The organism is Brachybacterium sp. GCM10030268, from assembly GCF_042666305.1.
Lineage (GTDB): Bacteria > Actinomycetota > Actinomycetes > Actinomycetales > Dermabacteraceae > Brachybacterium.
Genome location: NZ_JBHTCW010000001.1, coordinates 641309 through 663055 on the forward strand (window position 1 = coordinate 641309; position 21747 = coordinate 663055).

The window sequence follows — 21747 nt, forward strand, 5'->3', positions numbered from 1 at the left end:
GGTCGTGACCGAGATCCGCGAGGCGGACCCGCCGGTCGTCAGGGCCGGTCAGTGACCGGCCGGAGCGCTCAGATGGAGCGGATGTTCACTGCCTGCATGCCCTTGGGGCCCTGCTCGGTCTCGAACTCCACTCGCTGGTTCTCCTCGAGGTCGCGGCGGCCGGTGCCGGCGATCGCGCTGAAGTGCGCGAACACATCGGCGGAGCCGTCCTCGGGGGCGATGAACCCGTAGCCCTTGTCGGAGTTGAACCAGGTGACGATGCCAGTAGCCATGGCGATATTCCTTCGTTGTCGTGAGCCACGTTCGTGACCCGTGTATCCGTGGCGACGGCGCCGCCGCGGATGGGTGGCACCCCGGGCGTCGCGCCGACCGATGCGGTCGGCGCTGCCCGTGCGGGGTGCAGGTGCGGCCTCCAGGGCCGCCTGAGCCGCGGCCAGCGACAGAAAGTCGCCGATGCGGCCGAACTGGGGCCCGTAGGCCGTGTGGACCGGCGCGTCAGCGCTGCTGACGACGTGGCCGGCGTACTCTCCGGCGAGCGTGGCGACATGGGTGTCGTGATCGGCTCGGAGCCAGGAGAGGGTGGGGTGCGCTGCAACGGTCGCGGAGGCGGCCGTCGGCGCGGACGTGAGGGGTGACGTGGGGACGTCGACGTGCGGGGAAAGTGCGGAGGAGGTGATGAAGTACCAATTTCGTAGATAGTGCGACGCGACCGTCGTCGGTCCGCCTCGAGAACGAGACGTCACGCGCCGTGCGATCATCCGCTCCCGGAGCACCCGATCTCCGCGACCCGGAGGTGCGGCGCGTGCTTCCCCCGCCGTGAGGCGGGATCGTGCGAACAACTGCATTGAGCCTACGGCATGGACGGGGATGCTCGTGCACGCGTGTGATCCATCGGACGGAGGACACCTGGACCCCCTGGTCAGGCGGGAACGCGGCGCTGGGTCTCACTCCTCCCAGCGCACCTCGTCGGCGTCCTTGTCGGGCCGGAACCCTCGCCAGACGGGGTGGCGCAGCCGGCCGTCCCCGGTCCGCTCGGTGTACTGCACCTCGCCGACGAGATCCGCGCGCACCCACTGGACGTCGCGGCTGTCCGCCGCGGGCACGTCGTCCGCGGGTGGAGTCTTGCGGGTGCGGGAGCGGAGTGTGCCGGCGGCCTTCTCGAGATCGCGTTCGGTGAAACCGGTGCCGACGCGCCCGGCGTAGCTCAGCTCGCCGTCGGCGTCCGGCACGGCGATCAGCAGCGATCCGATGGTGCCCGAGCGGGCCCCTTTCCCCTCCCGCCAGCCGATGACGACCACCTCCTGGTGGCGCTCGTTCTTGATCTTGATCCAGGTGCGGCTGCGTTTTCCGGCCCGGTAGGTGCCGTCCTCCTTCTTCGCCATCACGCCTTCGAGCTGCAGCTGCTTGGACAGCTGGATCGCGTGGTCCACGTCGCCGTGGTCGGCGTGGGGCAGCTGGACGTGCTCGGCGGGTTCGGCGACCTCGTACAGCGCGTCGCGGCGCTCGCGGTACGGGGCACGCAGCAGGGATTCGCCGCCGCGCACCAGCAGGTCGAACAGCATCACGTGGGCCTCGACCTCCTGCCGGGCGCGTTCGACGTCCCGTTCGCGCGTGAGCCCGAGCCGCTGCTGCAGGCGGGAGAAGGAGGGGCGGTCCTGGGCGTCCAGGGCCACGATCTCGCCGTCGAAGACGGTCTCGCCCGCGGCGAGGACATCGGGGTCGACGACCCCGCGCAGCTCCTGGAGCTCGGGGAAGGCATCGGTCGTGTCGTGCCCGTTGCGGCTGGTCAGGCGCACGGCGTCCTCGGTGACGGTGGCGATCACGCGGACGCCGTCCCACTTCATCTCGAAGGCCCACTCGTCCTCGTCGCGGATGTCGTCGCGGCTTCCCAGGGTGGCGAGCATGGGCGAGATCGGCTCGCTCATCTCCGTCACGGTCGAGGAGCGGCCCCGGGAGGCACCCTTCGTCGACGAGCCCTTGGCCGCGTCGCCCTCCTCGGCCTTCCTCGTGCGCTTACCCTTACTCGTGCTCGTGCTCGTGCTCGTGCTCGTGCTCTCGCGATCGTCCTTGTTCTTGCTCTTGCTCTTGCTCTTGCTCCCGGGCTTGTCGGTGCTCTTGCCCTTGTCCTTGCCCTTGCTCGTGGACGCTCGCTTCGAGCCCGCCGCGTCGTCCTCGTCGGGCTGGTCCTTCATCAGATGCAGCAGCCAGTTGGAGTCGGCCTCCTCCTTCGCGGCCGGCGTCTTCTTCTTCCCGCCCATGCCGCCGGTCTGGATGAACGCGTAGCGCCGGGGCACCCCGCCGAGACCACCGTCCTCACGGCCGTGGCAGATCGCGATGACCTCCTTGCCCTCGCGCCACTTCTCGATCTCGATGGTGCCGGCATCCCAGATCGTGACCTCTCCCCCGCCGTACTCGTCCTTCGGGATCGTGCCCTCGAAGGTGCCGTACTCCAGGGGGTGGTCCTCCGTCTGGACGGCGAGACGGTTCACGTCGACCTCGAGCGGCGGACCCTTGGGCACCGCCCAGGAGACCAGCACGCCCTCGTGCTGAAGACGGAAGTCCCAGTGCAGGCGGGAGGCGTGATGCTCCTGGATGACGAACATCGGCTCGTCGGCATCCAGAGCGTCCTGGGCATCCTCGGAGGCGCCCGGACTCGCCTCGGGCACGGGCTCGGGCGTCTTGTCCGGGTCCCGCTTGGAGCGGTAGACCTCCAGCCGGTCCCGGGCGCGATCGGCCGACGGGGAGTCGTCCTCGCCGGACCCGTCGTCGCCGGCGTCCTCGCCGTAGCCCAGCGGGGCGATCGGGTCGAGGCCGTCCTCGACGCGCTCGAGCACCTCCTCGAACTCGAGGTGGTCGAGGTCCGGGTCCTCGATCTCCTCCCAGGTGCGCGGCGCGGCGACCGTCGGCCGCAGTCGCCCGCGCAGGGAGTAGGGGCACACGGTGGTCTTCTTGCCGTTGTTCTGGGACCAGTCCACCAGCACCTTGCCCTCGCGCAGGGACTTCTTCATGTCGCTGACGACGTGGTCGGGATGATCCGCCTCCAGGGCGCGGGCCAGCTGGTGGGCGACGTCGGAGACCTCCTCGGAGGTGCTGGCGCCATCCAGGGGCGCGTACAGGTGGATGCCCTTGGACCCGGAGGTGACCGGGAAGGCGTCCAGGCCCATGTCGGTGAGGATCTCGCGGCACCACTGGGCCACCCGCGCGCAGTCGGCCAGCTCCGCGCCCTTGCCGGGATCGAGGTCGAGCACCAGGCGGTCGGGGTTTGCCGGTTCGAGGTCGTCGTCGAAGCGCCACTGCGGGGTGTGGATCTCCAGGGCGGCCAGCTGGGCGAGCCAGACCAGCACCGCGGTCTCGTCGACCAAGGGGTAGGTCGAGGGCCCGTCGCTGTGCTCGATATCCGCCCGCGGCATCCAGTCGGGCGCGAAGTCCTCCAGGTCCTTGCGGAAGAAGACCTTGCCGGGATCGTCCTCGGTGCCGACCCCGTCGACCCATCGCTTGCGGGTCGCCGGACGCCGCGTGGCCTGCGGGATCAGCACCGGGGCGACGCGCCGGTAGTAGTCGATCACCTCGCCCTTGGTGGTGCCCGTGGAGGGATAGAAGACCTTGTCGAGATTGGACAGGCGCAGCTCGCGCCCCTCGACCTCGACCCGCTGTTCTCCGGTAGCCATGGGGACACTGTGCCGCAGGTCATGCGATCCGTCACGAAGATCCCCGGCGAACTGCCCGCTCACGAGTCCGCGTCGGCCGGCTCCTCGGGCCCGGGCTCCCATCGCAGCAGATCCCCGGGCTGGCACTGAAGCACCTCGCACAGCGCCTCCAGCGTGGAGAAGCGCACCGCCTTGGCGCGGCCGTTCTTGAGCACGGCGAGATTGGCGGGGGTGATGCCGATGCGCTCGGCGAGGTGCCCGACGGACATCTTGCGGCGCGCGAGCATCACGTCGATGTCGACGACGATCGCCATCAGATGACCTCGTCGAGCTCGGACTGCAGATTCCGCGCCCTGGCGAGGGTCTCGGTGGCCTGGGCCAGCAGCTGGCGCTGGACGTAGACCACCAGCGCGACCCCGGCGATCACCAGGGACGCGCCGCACAGGAGGCCCACGAGGCCGGGAGCCACCTCGTCCCCGGGCGTGGTGCGGTTGGCGACGGCGGCGATCACCGCGATCGCGAACGGGAAGAGTGCCTCGACGGCGATGGCGCCGATGATGAGGTCGACGTAGCGGAACGAGCGGCGGGAGAAGACCCGGCCGCGGCGCACCAGTGTCAGCAGCCGCAGGATGCTCACGCCTACGACCTGCAGCGCGAGCACGGCCAGCACGGCGATCCCGGTCAGGAGCGTCGCCGTGAGCGCGGAGACCCCCGATCCGGTCATGTCCCGCCACAGCAGCGGCACGATGACGAACTGGACCGCGAGCGCTCCGGCGAGCGCGAGCCAGATGATGACCCGTAGGACCTGGACGCTGATCGTGCCCATGACACCTCCCTTATCGGACGACGGCAACAATCTATCGTTTATCGATGGGCCTGGCAAGCGATCGTCGGGCAGCAGGCAGCGGCAAGCAGCCGCTGGGCGAGGCAGACGCCCCGGGCGGAGGACTGATGGCCTCGGCCGACCTACCGACCGTCACTGGTCCGGTGCGCCGACGTCGTGGTGTGATGGAGTATGCGCGCGATATGGAGCGGTGAGATCACGTTCGGGCTCGTGAACGTGCCGGTGAAGCTGTATGGAGCGACCCGGTCGCACGACGTCTCCCTGCACCAGGTTCACGATGAGGACCACGGCCGGATCCGCTACAAGCGGGTGTGCGAGGTGTGCGGCCGCGAGATCGACTACGACCACATCGAGAAGGCCTACGACGACGGCGACAAGACCGTGATCCTCACCGACGAGGAGCTGGATTCCCTGCCGGCCGAGGACAACGACGAGATCGACGTGGTCCAGTTCGTGCCCGACGAGCAGATCGATCCCATCCTGCTGGGCACCTCCTACTTCCTCGAGCCCGTCGGCCGCTCATCGAAGGCCTACGTGCTGCTGCACAGCACGCTCGAGGACACCGAGCGCACCGCGGTGGTGACGTTCACGCTGCGCACCCGGACGCGCCTGGGAGTGCTGCGTATTCGCGATGACCTGCTGGTGCTGCAGACGCTGCGCTGGCCGGAGGACCTGCGCGAGGCGGATTTCGGCCCCTCGAAGTCGAAGGTCAGCAAGAAGGAGAAGACGATGTCCGCCGCGTTGGTCGAGCAGTTCAGCGGCGACTTCGAGCCCGAGCAGTTCACCGACGAGTACCAGGCTCAGCTGCAGGAGCTGGTGGACGCCAAGCTCGAGGAGGGCGACACCGTCGATACTGACGAGACCTTCGGTGAGGAGCGCGCGCAGCAGGAGGAGAAGGAGGACGGGAAGGTCCTCTCCCTCATGGACGCTCTGGAGCGCAGCGTGCAGAAGCGACGCGGCGGCGGGACGGCCGGCGAGGACTCGGGTGATGAGGCCGGAGACGATAAGGACGGCGCCGACTCCGACGAGAGCAAGGGCTCCTCCAGCCGGGGCCGGAAGCGCTCGAGCAGCAAGAGCTCTGGGAGCAAGAGCTCTGGGGACAAGAGCTCGAGCAGCAAGAGTTCGGGATCCAAGAGTTCCGGCAGCAGGAAGTCCGGATCTAACAGCTCCAGCTCCAGCTCGAAGAAGTCGGACTCGAGCTCGACGTCCAAGAAGTCCACATCGAAGAGCTCCGGCTCCAAGAGTTCCGGCTCCAAGGGCTCGTCGAAGAGTTCGAAGAAGAAGGCTTCCTGACTCAGCGCAGGGTCTCGGCGAGCTGTGCCGCCGTCAGCTCGCGGTCGGCCAGCACGAGGCGGATAGCGTCCGGATCCGGGTTCCCGGCGTCCGGCGCACGATGGCGCAGCGTGAGGCCGACGTTCTCGGCCACCCGGCGCGAGGCCGTGTTGTGCTCGAGCAGGTATGCCACCACCGGGATCTCGGGGCGATGCGCCCTCGCCGCCTCCAGCGCTGCCCGCGATACCTCCGTGGCGTACCCATGTCCATGGGCCTCCGGCGCGAAGCGATAGCCGAGGTTCCAGAAGGCACCCGCGGCAGGCGCGCCCAGCAGGCGGCAGCCGGCGTGCCCGAGGAAGGTGCGGCTCTCCGCCTCCCGCACCATCCACGGACCAAGGCCGTCGCTTTCCCACGCTGTGATCCAGCGACCCAGCATCGCGCCCGTCGTGGACGGTTCCGTATGGCGCAGGGAGGGGAAGTGCGTCCACACGCGCGGGTCCGCGTAGATCTCATGCAGGGGCTCGATGTCCTCCATGGTGGGGACGTCGAGGAGGAGACGATCGGTGCGCTGCGACCGATCGTCACGGGATAGCAGGCGACGCGGAGACGACGGATGCCCCTGGTGGGAGCGGTCCTTCGGGGATGGATGCTGCGAGTTCACGGACCCATCCTCTCGCCCAGGGCCGTCCCCCGACGAACTCGGGGGACATCCCCCTGGCCATCCGGTCGGGTCCGCCCCAGCCTGGACGCATGCCAGCACCCAGCACTGGATCCCCGTCGGACCATCTCGAACACCGCGACGCGCTGACGGGTCGGCCGTCGCGCCGGCGAGCACTGGGCGGCGCGCTGGCGGCGGTCATCGCGGCAGGACTTCTCGCGAGCGTCGCCGTCATCGCCGTAGCGCCGCGGCCCCGGCTGCCCGAGCCCACCGGTCCCTATGACGTCGGGACCACGACCCGCACGTGGAGTGACTCCTCCCGGCCCGAACCGTTCACCAGTGATCCCGACGACCACCGGTCCGTCATCGCCCAGATCTGGTATCCGGCTCGACCGGCACCGGATGCTCCCACAGCGCCGTACATGAATCGCGGAACCGCGGTCGGGCTCGCTGACGTCCTCGGCGTGCCCGCTGCGCTTCTGACCCGCGTTCCCGGTGCCACGACCCATGCGCACCCGGATGCGTCGGCAGCCGACGGGCGATTCCCCGTCCTGATCCATCTCTCCGGTTTCCAGAGCTTCCGTGGCGAGGCGCAGGCCTGGTTCGAGGACCTCGCCTCCCACGGCTACGTGGTGATCAGCCTCGATCAGCCCGGCACCGCCGCCCGCACGATTCTGCCGAGCGGCGATGCCGTCACGGCCATCTCCCGGGACGAGCTGGGCCCGCTGATGCCGGAGTCCGTGACGGAGGATGACCCCGCACCGGTGGTCAACGGTGAGGAGCTGCCCGGCGGCATCGTGCCCTTCCTCGCCCGGGACGCGCGGTTCGCCCTCGATCGGGCGGAGGCACTCGATGCGGGCGACGGCCCCCTGGCCGGCCACCTGGCGACGGACCGAGCCGGGGTGTTCGGGTTGTCACTGGGCGGATACACGGCCCCGGAGACCTGCCGCCAGGACACCCGCTTCCGCGCCTGCCTGGAGGCCGACGCCGGCCAGACGGCTCCCGTCGCCACCGACGGCATCGAGCAGCCGCTGATGGTCATGACGCGGGAGGCGTCGTCGATGCGGCGCGAGCGCGACCGTGCCGGCGGCTGGCCGGAGGCGGAGATCCGACAGACCGTGACAGCTCAGCGCGGCCTGTTCGCGAACTCGACCGGCCCGGCGTGGTACCTCACGCTCAACGACTTCCACCACCTCAACTGGTCCGACCTGCCCTTGTGGTCGCCGCTGTTCCGGTGGCGAGGACTGGCCGGGCCCATCGACCCCGAACGCGGCGCGGCGCTCGTGACCACGTGGAGCCGGGCCTTCTTCGACCGCACCCTGAAGGATGAGGCGGCGCCTCTGCTGGATGGGCCGTCGGATGCCTGGCCCGAGGTGGGCGTGGAGACACGGTGAATCCCAAGGCACTCCCCGCCTGAGTACGTGTCAGCGCTGCCCGGCATTGGCCGCGGCGGCGTCGGGAGCCGGATCGACCCCATGCCCGGGAGACCGCAGCAAGAGCACTCCGAGCACCACGAAGCCGCCGTGGATAGCGATGTCCGTCCACAGCGGGACCTGCCCGCCGGTCATGATCACCGTCATGTCCGCCGTGGCATGGATGAACACCAGAGGGAGCAACCAGCGGAACCGCAGCTGGGACGCGGCGAGCGCGAAGCCGTACGTGGCAGAGGCCAGCACGTTCAGCAGTACGTCATCAGTGGCGCGCCCCGGCGTGGTCACCAGCAGCGAGAGGTGCGCCAGCCCGAACAGCGCGCCGGAGAGCACCGCGGAGGGCACTGGTGAGAAGGCCCGTCGCAGAGTGCCGAGGACGGCGACGCGATTGACGAGCTCCTCGTTGACGCCCACGAACAGCCGAGTGAGCGACCACAGGAGAATGCCCGGCGGCTGCATCGAGAAGCCGCCGGGGTGGACCAGCCAGATCAGTGCCTCGACCACGAATGGCAACAGCCACAGCGCCGCCCACGGCGACCGCCACAGCCGTAGCACGCCCTGGTCGCGCCACAGGCCCAGCACGCTGACGATCACGATCGCGTAGACCACGCACAGGACGTTGGCGAACAGGCCCATGTACCAGCCGGTGATCCCGAACAACGGCGCGATCGCCAGAGCTGCGAGGATGACGAGGAAGCGCAGCACCTCCAAGGAAATGCAGAGTCCGAGGGCACCGGGTCGCGTGGAAGCTCTCACGCCCCCAGCGTCACCGCTCGCTCACGGTGCAGCCGCCGGGATATCCCCTGAGTTTCGTCCTCCACTACGCGGCCGAGAGGTCGAGCCCTGCTCAGTCGCCGCCTGCGCCCCCGGCGCAACGAGGCGAGGGATTGTGTCTCCGCGGGGCATGAGCCGTCACCAGCCGACCGCGATCACACCTCGCCGCACACGGGCATGCTCGGCCTCGTCGCACGCGGCGAGCGCGAAATCCTCCATCGAGATCCTCGACGTCCCATCGGCCCCGATCACGAGGTCCGGCACGCTCCTGCTTCCTGCGTCGTGGCGATACGTGCCCCGGGCCTCGCGGGGGGCGAAGTCAGCGGCAGGAGCGAGGTAGGTCCACGCGACCTCTGCCGGTGCCTCGCGAAGGATCGCGAGCTGACGCGTGCTGGCCGCCGCGAACGGACGAATCGCTGTCGGCACCCACTGCGGATCGTCCAGGACCGTCTGCCCGGTTGCGGGGGACCGCAGAGGGGCGGCACCACCGACGACCAGCAGGCGAGTATCTGCGGCTGCCGCGGCGAAGGCCAGCGCTCGGGTCACGGCGGAGACGTCCTCCTCCGTGCCGATCGCGGGGCGGGTGGCGGAGAGGAGCACGTCGGCCTCGACCGCGTACGCCGCGACCGCCTCGGGATCCGCGGCGTCGACACGCACGCTCCCCGTCGGCGCGTGCCCTGCACGGGGGGACCCGGCGTCGAAGGGGTCACGGCGATCGCCCAGCGCGACACGTTCGCGTTCGACAGCAGGGTTGCGAGAGGCGACAGTGACCACATGTCCGCGACGCCGCGCCTCGGCGGCGATCCGCGAACCAGCCGCCCCGGTTCCTCCGATGACGAGGATCCTCATGCCACGCCGTCCCGCCGGCCGGGATGCTGTGCCGCTACGACGGCGACGAGTGCCAGAGCGAAGCCCAGCACTTGGAGCGCCGTGAATCGCTCACCGACGGCGAGTCCGATGAGTGCGGCCACCAGCGGCGACAGCACCGGCAGGAACGCAGCGACACCGGCGGGCATGCGCCCGAGTCCGCGGAACCACAGCACGTAAGCGAGCAGTCCGCCCACGAGAGCGAGCCAGAAATATCCGAGCAGGGCGGACCCGTCGAGAGACGGTGGGGATCCCTCCGTGGCCAGTGCGAGCGGCACCATGAGCACGCCACCCGCAGTGAGCTGCCAGCCGGCGAACGCGACGGGGCCGACGGGCGGGCTCCACCGCTTGCTCAGCACAGTGCCCAGCGCCATCGAGCCGGCGCCGCCGGCGGCGGCCAGGACGCCCAGGGGGTTCAGTCCATCCTCGGGTCCGAGCACCATACCGGCGACTCCGATGACAGCGAGGACGCCCCAGACCACCCGCTTCGCCGACAGCCGCTCGCCGAGCACCAGCGCCGCGAGAACCGCGACCAGCAGCGGCCCCGTGGCGCCGAAGACCCCTGCCACCCCTCCCGGCAGGAGGTAGGCGGCCAGGAACAGCAGCGGGAAGAACGCTCCGATGTTGAGTGTGCCGAGCACGAGCGCGCGCCACCACCACCTGCCTCCGGGAAGCGCCCGGCCGATGGCGAGCGCGACCAGGCCCGCCGGGAGAGCTCGCAGCACGCCCGACCACACGGGGTGGCCGGGCGGCAGTAGTTCCGTGGTGACGACGTAGGTGGTGCCCCACGTGATCGGTGCGATCGCTGTCAGCAGGGAGGTCATGGCGGGAGACGGGGAGGAGGAGCTGGGCCTCGTCCGTCCGCTCGGGGCGCCGGCTTCGGCCGGGTTCTGCGGCGAGGGGCCCGGAGCGGGCCGAGCGCCGGGAGACCGCGTTGTTTCGATGTCTAAATGTTTCACACTTCCGACTGTAGATGCGCACTACCCTGGCGTCAAACAGTTGGACATCGAAACATTGCGGTCCCGGTCCTTCTCGGACGGTGGCCGATGCGGAGTTCTCACCTCAGGAGGCGATGGACGTGGACGATCGAGTGAGCGACTTCCTGGCCCAGTGGCAGCGCGAGCGACCCGACCTCGATGTCAGGCCGATGGGCGTCTTCGGCCGGATCTCGCGTGTCCAGGAGCTCGTCTCGGGTCCGTTGCAGGCCAACTTTCGCCAGCACGGTCTGAACAACGGGGAGTTCGACACGCTCGCCACGCTGCGTCGGGCCGGTGCGCCGTACACGCTCACACCCGGCGAACTTGCGGCGTCGAGCATGGTCACCGGTGCCGCGATGACCAATCGTCTCCAGCGCCTGGAGGACAAAGGAATGCTGGAGCGCACGATGGACCCCAGCAGCCGCCGACGGGTGCTCGTGTCTCTGACCGCGGCCGGGCTGTCGACCGTGGATGAGGTGGTCGTCGATCACCTCCGCACCGAGCAGGAGCTGCTGGACCGAGGCCTCTCGCCGGCCGAGCAGGAACAGCTCGCCTCGTTGCTGGCCACCTTCCTGCAACGATCCGGCGACGCCTCGCACGATCACCGGTGAGCGGCCGTGCCGACGGCGGCGTGGGCGCCGCGGTCATTTGATCCCGGTGCTCGAGATCCCCTGGACGAACTGCCGCTGGAAGACGAGGAACACCGCCAGGATCGGCAGCACCGTGATGGTCGCGACCGCCATCACCGCTCCCCACGGCGAGGCGAAGGCCGGATTGTTCGTCAGGGTCGACAGCGCCACCGGGACCGTGAAGCTCTCGTTGCCCTGCAGTACGACCATCGGCCACAGGAAGTCGTTCCAGCGGGTCATGAACGCGAGGATCACCAGCACTCCGACCAGCGGCCCCGAGGTCGGCAGCACGACGGAGAAGAATGCCCGGAACTCCCCGGCACCATCGACCCTGGCCGCCTCGATCAGAGCGTCGGGCACACCGAGCATGAACTGGCGGGCGATGAAGATTCCGACCACGTCGAAGGCGGTGGGCAGGATGACCGCCCACGGCGAGTCGACCAGTCCCAGCCGGGCGACGACCAGGAAGGACGGCACGAGCGTGACCTGGATCGGGATCATGATGGTCACCATGAACGCGGCATAGAGGATTCCCTTGCCGGTGAAGCGGAACTTGGCCAGGGCATACCCGGCCCCCAGCGAGACGACGACCGAGAGCGCCGTGGTCACGCACGAGATCAGCAGGGAGTTGCCGATCCACCTCCACACCGGCTGGGTCGAGAACACCTCGGTGTAGTTCGACAGTGTGGGCTGATCGGGCCAGAGGTAGAACTCGGCGCTCTGGGACTGGCCCCCCGGGGTCAGTGCGGAGACCACCATCCAGTACAGCGGGAAGACCATGAGCGCGGCGAGGATCGCGAGGGCTGCGAACAGCAGCCAGTGCCGCCGCGGGCGGGTGCTCCTCAGCCCGGACCGGTCACCCTCCCCCGGCGAGACGGCACGGGGTCTCGGCCTGGTCATCGTGCTCATAGGAAGCTCTCCGCTCGCTTGGTGGCTCGCTGGCGCAGCAGCGTGAAGATCAGCAGGATCGCGACCAGGACGAGGCCCAGCGCCGCGGCGTAGCCCATCCGGGCGTCCTGGAACGCAGAACGGAACACGTACTGAATCAGCACGGTGGTGGAGAAGCCGGGCCCTCCCCCGGTCATCACGTAGATGATGTCGAAGGCCTGCAGGGAGAACACGACGTTGAGGATCAGCAGGATCGACGTGGTCGGCGTGAGCATCGGGATCGTGACCGATCGCAGCCGCGCCCACTTGCCCGCGCCGTCGATCGAGGCTGCCTCCTTGACCTCTCGGGGGATGGACTGCAGCGCACCGAGGTAGATCACCATGCAGAACCCGATACGGGTCCACACCACCACGATGATCAGCGTGAACATGGCCATGCTGGGTGAGGTCAGCCAGGGCATCCTGCCCAGGCCCAGCAGCTCCAGGAAGTTGTTGGCGACGCCGTAATCGGTGTTGAAGATCCACGACATCACGACGCCCACGACCACTCCGGCCGCGACCATCGGCACGAAGAACATCGCGCGCAGCACTCCCCTGCCGACGAGCGGCCGATTCAGCGCGATGGCGAGCGCCAGTCCGATGATCATCGCCGTGGGCACGGTGCCGACGGTGAAGATCACGGTGTTCACCAGGGCTGTGCGGAACAGGGCGTCCGAACCCATCTGGGCGAAGTTGTCCACGCCGACCCATTCGCCATCGCCGAGGGTCTGGGTGTCCTGGAAGCTCAACGTGATCGCGATGATGATCGGGATCAACGAGAAGGCGGCGAACAGCAGCGCCGCCGGGCCGACGAACACATAGGGGGCCAGGCGGCCCCGCCGGCGGCCCCGGTCGGGCCGGGGCCGCTCCGCCGCAGGCCCGGGGGCGGTCACGGCAGACGGTTCGACCGCGGTGTCGATCGTGGAGTCAGCGGGATGTGACACTGCGCATCGCCTCCATCATCTGTGCGGAGGTCTCCTGCGGCGTGAGCTCGCCGAGCAGACACAGGTCCAGGTAGTCGGCGAACACGGTGTTCAGAGAGCTGAAGAACTCTCCGGACTGCGCCTTGACCATGGACAGCGGGATGGTGGTGCCCTGGTCGATGAACCGCTGCATGACCTCGGAGTGGTCGGCGTAGTCGATCGAGGCCGCATCCAGTGAGGTCCGCGAGGGGATCCAGTTGCCTTCGTGGCAGAACTCGCGGATGTTCTCCCGGCTGGTCATGTACGCCACCAGCTCGGCGGCGAGCTCCGGGTTCTTCGAGGACCGCGTCACGGCGAGCGCGTTGCCGCCGAGGTCCGAGGCCTCCCCGACGTTCCTGATCATCGGGGCGGTCCCCCACTGGCCCGGTTTCGCCTCGTCGAAGGGGGCGATGGCCTCCGGGTTCGTGAGCACCATGCCGATCTGCCCGGTGCTGAAGAGGTCGTGGGCGACCGGCCCACCCCCGGATTTGCTCATGTTGCTGGGGCTGACGAGCCCGTCGGCGTACCAGCGCCTGCCGAACTCGAGGGCGCCGATGGCTTCCTCGGTGTCCATGGACGGGGTGAGCCCGTCCTCTCCGAGGAAGGCACCGCCGTTCTGATAGATCAGCGGCATCCAGCGGTACGCCGTCTCCGATCCGCTCCAGCCGTAGCCGAAGGCATAGCTGCCGGTCACCTGCTTCACCTCGGCCGCGATCTCGAGGAACTCGTCCCAGTTCCAGGCGTCCTCCAGTGCGGTCGGGGGCTGCACGCCGATCTGGTCCATGACGTCCCGGTCATAGAAGGTGATGAAGTTGTCGGTGTGCTGGAAGATCCCGAAGATGCCGTTCTCCCGCTCCCCGATCGCCCAGAACGGGTCCGACCAGTCCTCGCGGTAGTCGGCCGGGATCGCACCGGAGAGATCGACCAGGCTGCCGTTGGCGGCGTACCGGCCGATCTGCTGCGGGGTGATCCGGATGATGTCCGGGGCCAGATCTGCGGCCAGGCGCGTGATGAACCACTGGTGGAAGGCACCGGTGGTCACCTCCACCGCCACCGAGGTGCCCGGATGGTCCGCGACGAAGCGGTCGGCGATGCTCTGGTACGTCTCCAGATCCGTGGGAATGTTCCAGGACGACAGCCGCAGGTGCTGCGTACCGGTGTCGGCGCCGCCGCAGGCGGCGAGCGCACCGGCCATGGAGATGCCGGCGACCGCCAGGATCTGGCGCCGACCGGGTCGGATTCTGTTCACGCTGTCACTCTCCTTTGAGTCGCGGACCCTCACGTGCGGCGGGCGCTCACCTCACCCCGTGCTCCCCTGCCCCTCGGCGCAGCGGCTCCGGCAACAGCTCTTCATGCGCGGCCAGCAGCTCCTCGGTCATCGCGCGGGCCTGGTCGAGGGTCACCTGCGCGGCGGTCAGCGGGTCCAGCGCCACGGCGTGGTGGACGTGCTCGACGTCGCCGTCCAGGGCGGCGCGCACCGCGAGGTTCTGCACATTGACGTTGGTGCGGTTGACCGCGGCGAGCTGCGGGGGCAGCTGCCCGATCGCGGTGGGCTGGACCCCGCGCGCATCGACCAGGCAGGGCACCTCGACGCAGGTATCGGCGGGGAGGTTCTCGATCAGTGCGCCGTGGTTGGGCACGTTGCCGTGGATGACGCTCGGCGTGCCGGTGACGATCGAGTTGATGATCTGGGCGCCGTACTCGAGAGAGGGGGCGAGCTCGGCCTTGAGCTTGGTGAGCTGGCCGTCGATGTCGCCCTGGTCGTCATGGGCGGCGCAGATCTCGTAGTAGTCCCAGCGCTCGGGGATGAACTCCTCGGTCAGCTCGGGATTCTTGCGGAAGTAGGGCAGGTATTCGGAGGCGTGGTGGCTGGATTCGGTCTGGAAGTAGCCGAAGGCCTCCATGATCGCGGTGCGGACCTGCTCGTTGCCGCCCTCGTAGGTGCTGGCGGTCTCGGCGGCCTCGCTGTGGTCGCCATCGTCCCCGGCGAGCTCCGCGGCAGCGCGGCCGCGCTGGTGTCGCGCTGCCATCACCTCGCGCAGCCTCGGGTAGAGGTCCTCCTGGCCGTGCATGAACTCGAGGATCCAGGCCTGATGGTTGATGCCGGCGCAGCGGTAGGAGATCTCCTCGTAGGGCACCTCGAGAGTGCGCGCCAGCATGCGGGTGGTGCCCTGGACGCTGTGGCAGAGGCCGACGGTACGCAGCCCCTTGGAGTTCAGGAACGCCGTCGCCATCGCCATCGGGTTGGCGTAGTTGATGAACGTCGCCTGCGGGCACACCTCGAGGGCGTCGGCCGCGATCGCCTCATAGGCGGGCACGGATCGCAGGAAGCGGAACACACCACCGGGGCCGACGGTGTCGCCGACGGTCTGGTCGATGCCGTACTTCCGCGGGATCTCGACGTCGTGCCGGTAGGACTCCACGCCGCCCACCTGGAAGGTGACGATGACGATGTCGGCCCCCTCCAGGGCGGCGCGACGGTCGGTGGTCTCCTCGATGGTGGTCGGGAAGCCGTGGTGATCGACGAGTTCGCGCGCGGCGCGGGCGACCGGACCGAGCTTGTCGGGGTTGATGTCCATCAGGCACAGCGTCGCCTCGCGCAGCGCCGGGAAGCTGAGGATGTCCCCGATCAGGCGGAAGGGGAACACGAAGCCACCGGCACCGATGATCGTGATCTTCGGGGCGGGCAGGAACGTCCGGTCGGCCGACGGGGCGGCCCCGGGCTGCGCGGCCGGCGACGTGGAGGAAGCGGATGAGGGGGCGGGCGCGGAGGACGGCACTGTCGAAGTCATGCGTTCACGCTAGGCAGTGGGCTCCCGGAGTTCTCGCGTCATCCTGCGCGGAACTTCCAGGATCCTTCGATCCCGGGCGTACAGTGCGGCCATGACGACGCAGTCATTCACGCCCCATCCGGTCATCACGCAGGAACCGGCCCTGTGGTGCCGACGCGGCACCCCGCCGCGCATGGAATCCATGCACCGCCACAACGACATCGAGCTCAATGTGGTCCTCAGCGGACAGCTGCGGTATCTGATCTCCGGCCGCCAGCTGGTCGTCCCGGCGGGGCACATCGCGATGTTCTGGGCCGCGCAGCCGCACGGCCTGGTCGGGTCCTGCCCGGGTGACGTGTGCTGGGTGCACGTGCCGCTGTCCACGGCGCTGTCGTGGAACCTCCCCCACCAGGAGTTCGCCGAGCTGGCCCGTATGGAGCCGCTGGTGATCGAGGCGGGGGCACTGGGCCGCCGGCTGGAGCAGATGGTCTCCACCTGGCTCGAGGAGTACCGCGACCCGGAGCAGGCGGAGATCGCCCTGCTCGAGACCCAGGCGATGATCCGCCGGGTCGTGCGCTCCGGCGCCGCCACGGCGGGGCATGCCGGCCAGGGTGCCGCCGAGCAGGAACACGCCGACCGCGGTCCGACGGGCCACAGCAGTCGCCACGGCCTGGCAGGCGCGGCTGATGAGCCCGCACCGTCTGAGCCCGCACCGTCTGAGCCCGCACCGTCGCCTCGCGCCCGGCACGTCATGGAGATGGCAGAGTTCGTGGTCGCCTCCTTCCGGGAGGAGCTGACCGTGGGCGAGATCGCCGCGGCGGTGCATCTGACGCCCTCGCATGCGATGACGGTCTTCCGCCGCGCGGTGGGGGTGACGCTCGGGGACTACGTGACCATGTGCCGGGTCGCGGAGGCGCAGCGGCTGCTGCTGACCACGTCGATGACGTCGGCCCAGATCGCCGCATCCTCCGGGTTCGGTTCACTCAGCAGCTACTACGCGCACGTCACCGCCGCCTGCGGGATGCCGCCGCGGGAATACCGCCGCCTCGCGGCATAGGCCGCGACCGCTTCGCGCGCGGAGCCGTCGGCGCCTCCGGCAGTGAGTCGCGCCCTCAGCTCTCCTCAAGGCTGCTGGCGGACCGCTGCTCCTCGCGCACCTCGCGCAGCATCTCCAAGGCGTCCGTGAGATCCGCCTGCAGCGTCGAGACCTGAGCTCGCAGCTCGGTCAGCTCGTGATGCGCCGGTGCGGGGCGCTCCTCATGCGCGGCGACGCTCTCCTCACGCGCCGACGCCGTGCCCGCCTCGTGTGCCGGTGCGGGGCCCGACTCGTGCGCGGCGACCTGCTCGGGCCAGGCCTCGGGGTTGTCGCGCAGATGCTGCATGGAATCGACGATGACGGCGACGAACAGGTTCAGCACCGTGAAGGCGGCCAGCAGGATGAACGGGATGAAGAAGGCCCATGCCCACGGATGGGTCTCCATCACCGGGCGCACGATCCCCATCGACCAGCTCTCCAGCGTGAGCACCTGGAAGAGGGTGTACGCGGAATCGCCCATGCTGCCGAACCACTGCGGGTGGGTCTGGCCGAACATGGAGGTGGCCATCACCGAGCCGATGTAGAAGATCAGCCCCAGCAGCGCACCGATCGAGGCGAGGCCCGGGATGGCGCCGGCCAGCGCCTCGATGACGAACCGCAGCCGCTTCACGAGCGAGATCAGACGCAGCACCCGCAGCGTGCGCAGCACCGAGAGCCCGCCGGATTCCGGGATCAGCGCGATCGCGACCACGATCAGATCGAAGACGTTCCAGCCGGAGCGGAAGAAGCGCCCACCCTTGGCGACGAGCTTCAGGGCGAGCTCGATGACGAACACCGTCAGGCACACCGAGTCCAGCACCGTGAGCAGGGCGTCGCCGCGGCCGTGCCCCCAGGGCGTGGTCTGCAGGCCGAGGATCGCCGCGTTGGCGAGGATGACACCGACGACCAGACGCTGCACGGACGCGTGCTCGACGAAGCCGTCGACACGTTCGCGCCATCCGACCCCCGATGACTCTGATGACGTCATCACCTGTTCCGACCCCTCCTGCTGGGAGGCCTCGACACGGCCCCGCCCGGTTCGTCGTCCCCCGGGGCTCACCGTCACCCGCGAGGAGCATTCACCGCGTCAGGGTACTGGGCGAGGTCCGGCATGTCCTGGGTGCCTCCGGCCCGTCGCAGCGCCTCGTCCGCATGCTCGTCAGGGCGAACGCTCCCAGCACACCGGCTGATAGGTTCGCCGCCACGATCCGCCATCGGCCGAAGGAGCCCTCATGACCGTCGTCGTCACCGCCGTGTTCTACCCCAAGCCCGACAGGAAGCAGGATCTCGCCGACGCCATGCAGCGCGGGATCGCCGCCGTGCACGAGGAGAAGGGCTGCGAGCTCTACGCCATCCACGACGCCGAGGACGGCACGATCACCATGATCGAGAAGTGGACGAGCGCGGAGGATCTCGGCACGCACGCCGGCGGAGAGGCCGTGACGCTGCTGAACGAGGACATCGCCGACCTCATCGAGAAGCCGACGCTGGTGACCCGCATGACCCCGATCGCCGCCGGCACGGAGACCCAGGGCCGGCTCTGAGGCCGGACCCTTCCTCAGCAGCAGTCGTGCGGGTCCTCGTGCGGCTCGATCTCCCCGGTCAGCGCCGCAATCGGCTGCTTGCACGCGTCACCGCGCCAGGCTTCCAGCCCCTCGCGCACGGCGAAGGCGGCGATCACGAACGCGGCGACCGCGTCGGCCCACCCCCAGCCCAGCACGCTGTTGAGCACCAGCCCGATCAGCACCGCCGCCGAGAGGTACGCGCAGATCAGGGTCTGCTTGGAGTCGGAGACGGCCGACGGTGAGCCCAGCTCCATGCCGGTGCGGCGCTCGAACCAGGAGAAGGCCGGCATGATGATCACGCTGACCGCGGCGAGTGCGATGCCGACGCTCGAATGGTCCGCCGCGTCCGCACTCAGCAGTGACCTGGTCGCATCGACCGTCACGAACGCGGCCAGCGCGAAGAAGGACACGGCGATCACGCGCAGCGCCACCTGTTCACGCTTGTCAGGATCGGGCCCGGCGAACTGCCACGCCACGGCCGCGGCGGAGAGCACCTCGACGATCGAGTCGAGCCCGAACCCCACCAAGGCGGCCGACGAGGCGATCCGCCCGGCGGTCAGGGCCACGACGGCCTCGATGACGTTGTAGGTGATCGTCGCCGCGACGATCCAGCGGATCCGGCGCTGCAGGACGGCGCGGCGCGCGGCATCCGGGCCGGTCGTGGTCACAGGCATCGGCACTCCTCTCCCGTGCAGCACTCGGGGTCCAGGGCGAGGCACGCACGCAGCATCTCGCTGAGCGCGCCGGCCAGGCGGGGATCGGCGAGCCGGTACCAGACCCGTCGGCCCTCGCGCTCCCGCTCGACGAGCCCGCATCCGCGCAGGCACGCGAGCTGGTTCGACATCACCTGGCGGGAGACGCCCAGGGCGTCGGCCAGGTCACTGGGCAGGGCCGGGGCCTCCCGCAGCGCCAGCAGGATGCGGGCGCGGGTGTCGTCGGCCAGCGCATATCCCAGCCGGGCCAGCGAGGCGGTGTGGGTGCGGTCAGCGGTCTCGATCACGCGAGAGACAATACACGATTCTCTGTACTGTGAGGTTCTGCTCGTCTCGCGGCCGCTCGTGCCCGGCGCCGCGGAACGTGCCGGTGAGGCGGTGCGTCCAGGGGCGATGGACGGCATAGACTCGGCGGCACCGGTAGGTTCCCTCCCGTGATTCCCCGCGGATCATCGCTCCGCCTCGGGCACCCCTGCCGCCCGGCACGCCGATCGGCGCGCCGCACGTCCCACCGTGGCGACGCCGCGTCGCCACCGCTGTCTACGAGGACATGTGATGACCACAGCTACCGAGGCGCCCCGCAGTTTCTCCCCGCGCGTGGCCCTGCAGAAGGTCGGCACCTCCCTGTCGAACATGGTGATGCCGAACATCCCCGCCCTGATCGCCTGGGGCATCCTCACCGCGTTCTTCATCCCCGAGGGCTGGACGCCGAACGAGCCGCTGGCCAGCGTCGTCGGCCCGATGATCCACTACCTGCTGCCGCTGCTGATCGCCAACACCGGTGGCCGGATGATCTACGAGGCGCGCGGTGCCGTGGTCGGCGTCATCGCCACCATGGGCGTCATCGCCGGCTCGGATTGGCTGATCGACCAGGAGAACGCCCGCGCGCTGGAGCAGTGGCTCGCGGGTGGCAACCCTGAGTCCGAGTTCCAGGCCCTGGGTCAGGTGCACATGTTCATCGGCGCCATGATCATGGCGCCGCTGGCCGCATGGGTGATGAAGAAGCTCGACCAGCTGTGGCAGGAGCGCATCCCCGCGGGCTTCGAGATGCTCGTGAACATGTTCTCCGCCGGCATCGTCGGCTTCCTCCTGCTGGTCGCCGGCTTCTTCGGCCTCGCCCCGCTGGTCAACGGCCTGATGAACCTGCTCTCAGCCGGCGTGGAGTCCCTGGTCAACGCCCACCTGCTGCCGCTGGTCTCGATCCTCATCGAACCCGCCAAGGTCTTCTTCCTCAACAACGCCATCAATCACGGCGTCCTCACCCCGCTGGGCCTCAGCGAAGTCGGACAGAACGGGAAGTCCGTCCTGTTCCTGCTGGAGGCGAACCCCGGCCCGGGCGTCGGCATCCTGCTGGCCTACACCTTCTTCGGCCGCGGGGCCGCCCGCGCCTCCGCTCCCGGCGCCGCCATCATCCAGTTCTTCGGCGGCATCCACGAGATCTACTTCCCCTATGTGCTCATGAAGCCCGCCCTGATCCTCGCCGCGATCGGCGGCGGCATGGCAGGCGTGGCGGTCAACGTCGCCTTCAGCACCGGTCTCATCGCCCCCGCCGCCCCGGGCTCGATCATCGCGATCTTCGGCGTCGCCGCGCGCGATTCGTATCTCGGCGTCGCCCTGGCGGTGCTCGCCGCAGCGGTCGTGAGCTTCGTGCTCTCGGCGCTGCTGCTGCGCATCGGCAAGCAGGACGATGGCGACATCGCCGGCGCCACCGCGAAGATGGAGCAGATGAAGGGCAAGAAGTCCTCGGTCTCGGGCGCCCTCACCGGTGCCGGAGCGGGGACCGCCGCCGTCGCAGGCGCAACCGACGCCTCCGGCCACACGGGTCCCATCCAGCGGATCGTCTTCGCCTGCGACGCCGGCATGGGCTCCTCCGCCATGGGCGCGACCGTGCTGCGCAAGAAGGTGCGTGCCGCCGGCTTCGACGACGTGGAGGTCACCAACAAGGCGATCTCCAGCCTGTCCGACGAATGGGACGTGGTGGTCACCCAGAAGGAGCTGACCGACCGCGCTCGCCAGCGCACCGGCTCCGCCGTGCACGTCAGCGTCGACCAGTTCATGAACTCCCCGCGCTACGACGAGGTGGTCGAGTTGGTCGAGCAGCGCAACAACCCCGATGCCGCGCCTGAGAGCGGCACTGCGGCAGCCTCGGCCCCGGAGACGGACGCATCCGATGTCGCCCCTGACGCCCATGCCGCCGAACCGGAGATCCTCTCCCCCGCCAGCATCGTCCTCTCCGGCAGCGCGACGGACTCCGCCTCCGGCATCGACGAGGCCGGTGGCCTGCTGGTCACCGCAGGGGCCGTGGACGAGGGATACATCGCCGCAATGCATGACCGGGAGGCATCGGTCTCGACGTTCATGGGCAACGGCCTGGCCATCCCCCACGGCACCAACGAGGCGAAGTCCACCATCAAGCGCTCGGCCATGTCGTTCGTGCGCTACCCCGGCGGCATCGACTGGAACGGCAACGAGACGAAGTTCGTCATCGGGATCGCCGGGGTCGGCGACGAGCACCTCACCCTGCTCCAGAAGGTCGCCATGACCTTCTCCGACCCCGCCCAGGTCACCCGCCTGGAAGAGGCCACCACGGCCGAGGAGATCCTGGCCATCTTCAGCGACGACGAGGAGTGAACCGA

The 21747-nt window shown here is 69.3% G+C and carries 21 protein-coding genes; 6 read left to right on the forward strand and 15 right to left on the reverse strand.

Annotated elements, in window-relative coordinates:
- Nucleotides 1–68: 68 nt before the first annotated feature.
- The 4 genes from ACFQRD_RS02920 to ACFQRD_RS02935 all read right to left on the reverse strand — a co-directional run bounded on the left by ACFQRD_RS02920 (nucleotide 69) and on the right by ACFQRD_RS02935 (nucleotide 4473).
- Complete coding sequence (locus tag ACFQRD_RS02920) at nucleotides 69–272, reverse strand: cold-shock protein (RefSeq protein ID WP_377016035.1); 204 nt, start codon at nucleotides 270–272, stop codon at nucleotides 69–71.
- Nucleotides 273–944: 672 nt separating this feature from the next.
- Entirely contained in the window at nucleotides 945–3668 is a 2724-nt protein-coding gene (locus tag ACFQRD_RS02925) for an ATP-dependent DNA ligase (RefSeq protein ID WP_377016033.1), read from the reverse strand.
- A 59-nt stretch (nucleotides 3669–3727) separates the two neighbouring features.
- Nucleotides 3728–3961, reverse strand: coding sequence for a helix-turn-helix domain-containing protein (locus ACFQRD_RS02930; protein WP_377016031.1), 234 nt, complete (start codon nucleotides 3959–3961; stop codon nucleotides 3728–3730).
- Nucleotides 3961–4473 carry a DUF2975 domain-containing protein gene (locus ACFQRD_RS02935; protein WP_377016029.1) on the reverse strand — a complete coding sequence of 171 codons (513 nt, stop codon included), beginning with the start codon at nucleotides 4471–4473 and terminating at the stop codon, nucleotides 3961–3963. Before ACFQRD_RS02935 ends, ACFQRD_RS02930 begins: the two co-directional genes overlap by 1 nt.
- Before the next feature lie 189 nt (nucleotides 4474–4662).
- On the opposite strand from ACFQRD_RS02935, the gene ACFQRD_RS02940 reads away from it, so the two are divergent.
- A complete protein-coding gene (locus ACFQRD_RS02940; protein ID WP_377016027.1) occupies nucleotides 4663–5784 on the forward strand; it encodes a Ku protein in 1122 nt (373 codons plus the stop codon).
- Between the two features lies 1 nt (nucleotide 5785).
- Here the strand turns inward: ACFQRD_RS02940 and ACFQRD_RS02945 are convergent, their stop codons facing one another.
- Nucleotides 5786–6424, reverse strand: coding sequence for a GNAT family N-acetyltransferase (locus ACFQRD_RS02945; protein ID WP_377016025.1), 639 nt, complete (start codon nucleotides 6422–6424; stop codon nucleotides 5786–5788).
- An 89-nt stretch (nucleotides 6425–6513) separates the two neighbouring features.
- Here ACFQRD_RS02945 and ACFQRD_RS02950 point away from each other — a divergent pair, with 89 nt between their 5' ends.
- Nucleotides 6514–7815 (forward strand): alpha/beta hydrolase family protein, encoded by a 1302-nt coding sequence (locus tag ACFQRD_RS02950; protein WP_377016023.1) that lies wholly within the window; start codon nucleotides 6514–6516, stop codon nucleotides 7813–7815.
- A 30-nt stretch (nucleotides 7816–7845) separates the two neighbouring features.
- On the opposite strand, the gene ACFQRD_RS02955 is transcribed toward ACFQRD_RS02950, so the two are convergent.
- The 3 genes from ACFQRD_RS02955 to ACFQRD_RS02965 all read right to left on the reverse strand — a co-directional run bounded on the left by ACFQRD_RS02955 (nucleotide 7846) and on the right by ACFQRD_RS02965 (nucleotide 10316).
- A complete protein-coding gene (locus ACFQRD_RS02955; RefSeq protein ID WP_377016021.1) occupies nucleotides 7846–8607 on the reverse strand; it encodes a CPBP family intramembrane glutamic endopeptidase in 762 nt (253 codons plus the stop codon).
- Nucleotides 8608–8763: 156 nt separating this feature from the next.
- Nucleotides 8764–9474 carry an NAD(P)-dependent oxidoreductase gene (locus ACFQRD_RS02960; protein WP_377016019.1) on the reverse strand — a complete coding sequence of 237 codons (711 nt, stop codon included), beginning with the start codon at nucleotides 9472–9474 and terminating at the stop codon, nucleotides 8764–8766.
- Entirely contained in the window at nucleotides 9471–10316 is an 846-nt protein-coding gene (locus tag ACFQRD_RS02965) for an EamA family transporter (protein ID WP_377803479.1), read from the reverse strand. Before ACFQRD_RS02965 ends, ACFQRD_RS02960 begins: the two co-directional genes overlap by 4 nt.
- Nucleotides 10317–10570: 254 nt before the next feature.
- Between ACFQRD_RS02965 and ACFQRD_RS02970 the strand changes: the two genes are divergently transcribed.
- A complete protein-coding gene (locus tag ACFQRD_RS02970) occupies nucleotides 10571–11080 on the forward strand; it encodes a MarR family winged helix-turn-helix transcriptional regulator (RefSeq protein WP_377803481.1) in 510 nt (169 codons plus the stop codon).
- Nucleotides 11081–11113: 33 nt separating this feature from the next.
- Here ACFQRD_RS02970 and ACFQRD_RS02975 read toward each other — a convergent pair whose 3' ends face one another.
- From ACFQRD_RS02975 to ACFQRD_RS02990, 4 genes are read right to left on the reverse strand one after another with little or no spacing between them, the layout of a single operon-like run.
- On the reverse strand, nucleotides 11114–11998 hold the full coding sequence (locus ACFQRD_RS02975) for a carbohydrate ABC transporter permease (protein WP_377803482.1): 885 nt from the start codon (nucleotides 11996–11998) through the stop codon (nucleotides 11114–11116).
- Between the two features lie 5 nt (nucleotides 11999–12003).
- A complete protein-coding gene (locus ACFQRD_RS02980) occupies nucleotides 12004–12969 on the reverse strand; it encodes a carbohydrate ABC transporter permease (protein ID WP_377016011.1) in 966 nt (321 codons plus the stop codon).
- Nucleotides 12953–14236 (reverse strand): ABC transporter substrate-binding protein, encoded by a 1284-nt coding sequence (locus tag ACFQRD_RS02985; RefSeq protein ID WP_377803483.1) that lies wholly within the window; start codon nucleotides 14234–14236, stop codon nucleotides 12953–12955. Before ACFQRD_RS02985 ends, ACFQRD_RS02980 begins: the two co-directional genes overlap by 17 nt.
- Before the next feature lie 46 nt (nucleotides 14237–14282).
- Nucleotides 14283–15779 carry an alpha-glucosidase/alpha-galactosidase gene (locus ACFQRD_RS02990; protein WP_377803484.1) on the reverse strand — a complete coding sequence of 499 codons (1497 nt, stop codon included), beginning with the start codon at nucleotides 15777–15779 and terminating at the stop codon, nucleotides 14283–14285.
- A 91-nt stretch (nucleotides 15780–15870) separates the two neighbouring features.
- Between ACFQRD_RS02990 and ACFQRD_RS02995 the strand changes: the two genes are divergently transcribed.
- Nucleotides 15871–16815, forward strand: coding sequence for a helix-turn-helix domain-containing protein (locus ACFQRD_RS02995; protein WP_377803485.1), 945 nt, complete (start codon nucleotides 15871–15873; stop codon nucleotides 16813–16815).
- A 55-nt stretch (nucleotides 16816–16870) separates the two neighbouring features.
- Here the strand turns inward: ACFQRD_RS02995 and ACFQRD_RS03000 are convergent, their stop codons facing one another.
- A complete protein-coding gene (locus tag ACFQRD_RS03000; RefSeq protein WP_377803486.1) occupies nucleotides 16871–17821 on the reverse strand; it encodes an ion transporter in 951 nt (316 codons plus the stop codon).
- Between the two features lie 244 nt (nucleotides 17822–18065).
- Here ACFQRD_RS03000 and ACFQRD_RS03005 point away from each other — a divergent pair, with 244 nt between their 5' ends.
- On the forward strand, nucleotides 18066–18377 hold the full coding sequence (locus ACFQRD_RS03005; protein ID WP_377016001.1) for a putative quinol monooxygenase: 312 nt from the start codon (nucleotides 18066–18068) through the stop codon (nucleotides 18375–18377).
- A 14-nt stretch (nucleotides 18378–18391) separates the two neighbouring features.
- On the opposite strand, the gene ACFQRD_RS03010 is transcribed toward ACFQRD_RS03005, so the two are convergent.
- A complete protein-coding gene (locus ACFQRD_RS03010; RefSeq protein WP_377803487.1) occupies nucleotides 18392–19072 on the reverse strand; it encodes a cation transporter in 681 nt (226 codons plus the stop codon).
- Nucleotides 19063–19395, reverse strand: a complete 333-nt coding sequence (locus tag ACFQRD_RS03015; protein ID WP_377016371.1) for an ArsR/SmtB family transcription factor — start codon at nucleotides 19393–19395, stop codon at nucleotides 19063–19065. Before ACFQRD_RS03015 ends, ACFQRD_RS03010 begins: the two co-directional genes overlap by 10 nt.
- 271 nt (nucleotides 19396–19666) lie before the next feature.
- Between ACFQRD_RS03015 and ACFQRD_RS03020 the strand changes: the two genes are divergently transcribed.
- Nucleotides 19667–21742 (forward strand): PTS sugar transporter subunit IIA, encoded by a 2076-nt coding sequence (locus ACFQRD_RS03020; protein WP_377015998.1) that lies wholly within the window; start codon nucleotides 19667–19669, stop codon nucleotides 21740–21742.
- The last annotated feature ends 5 nt before the right edge of the window (nucleotides 21743–21747 follow it).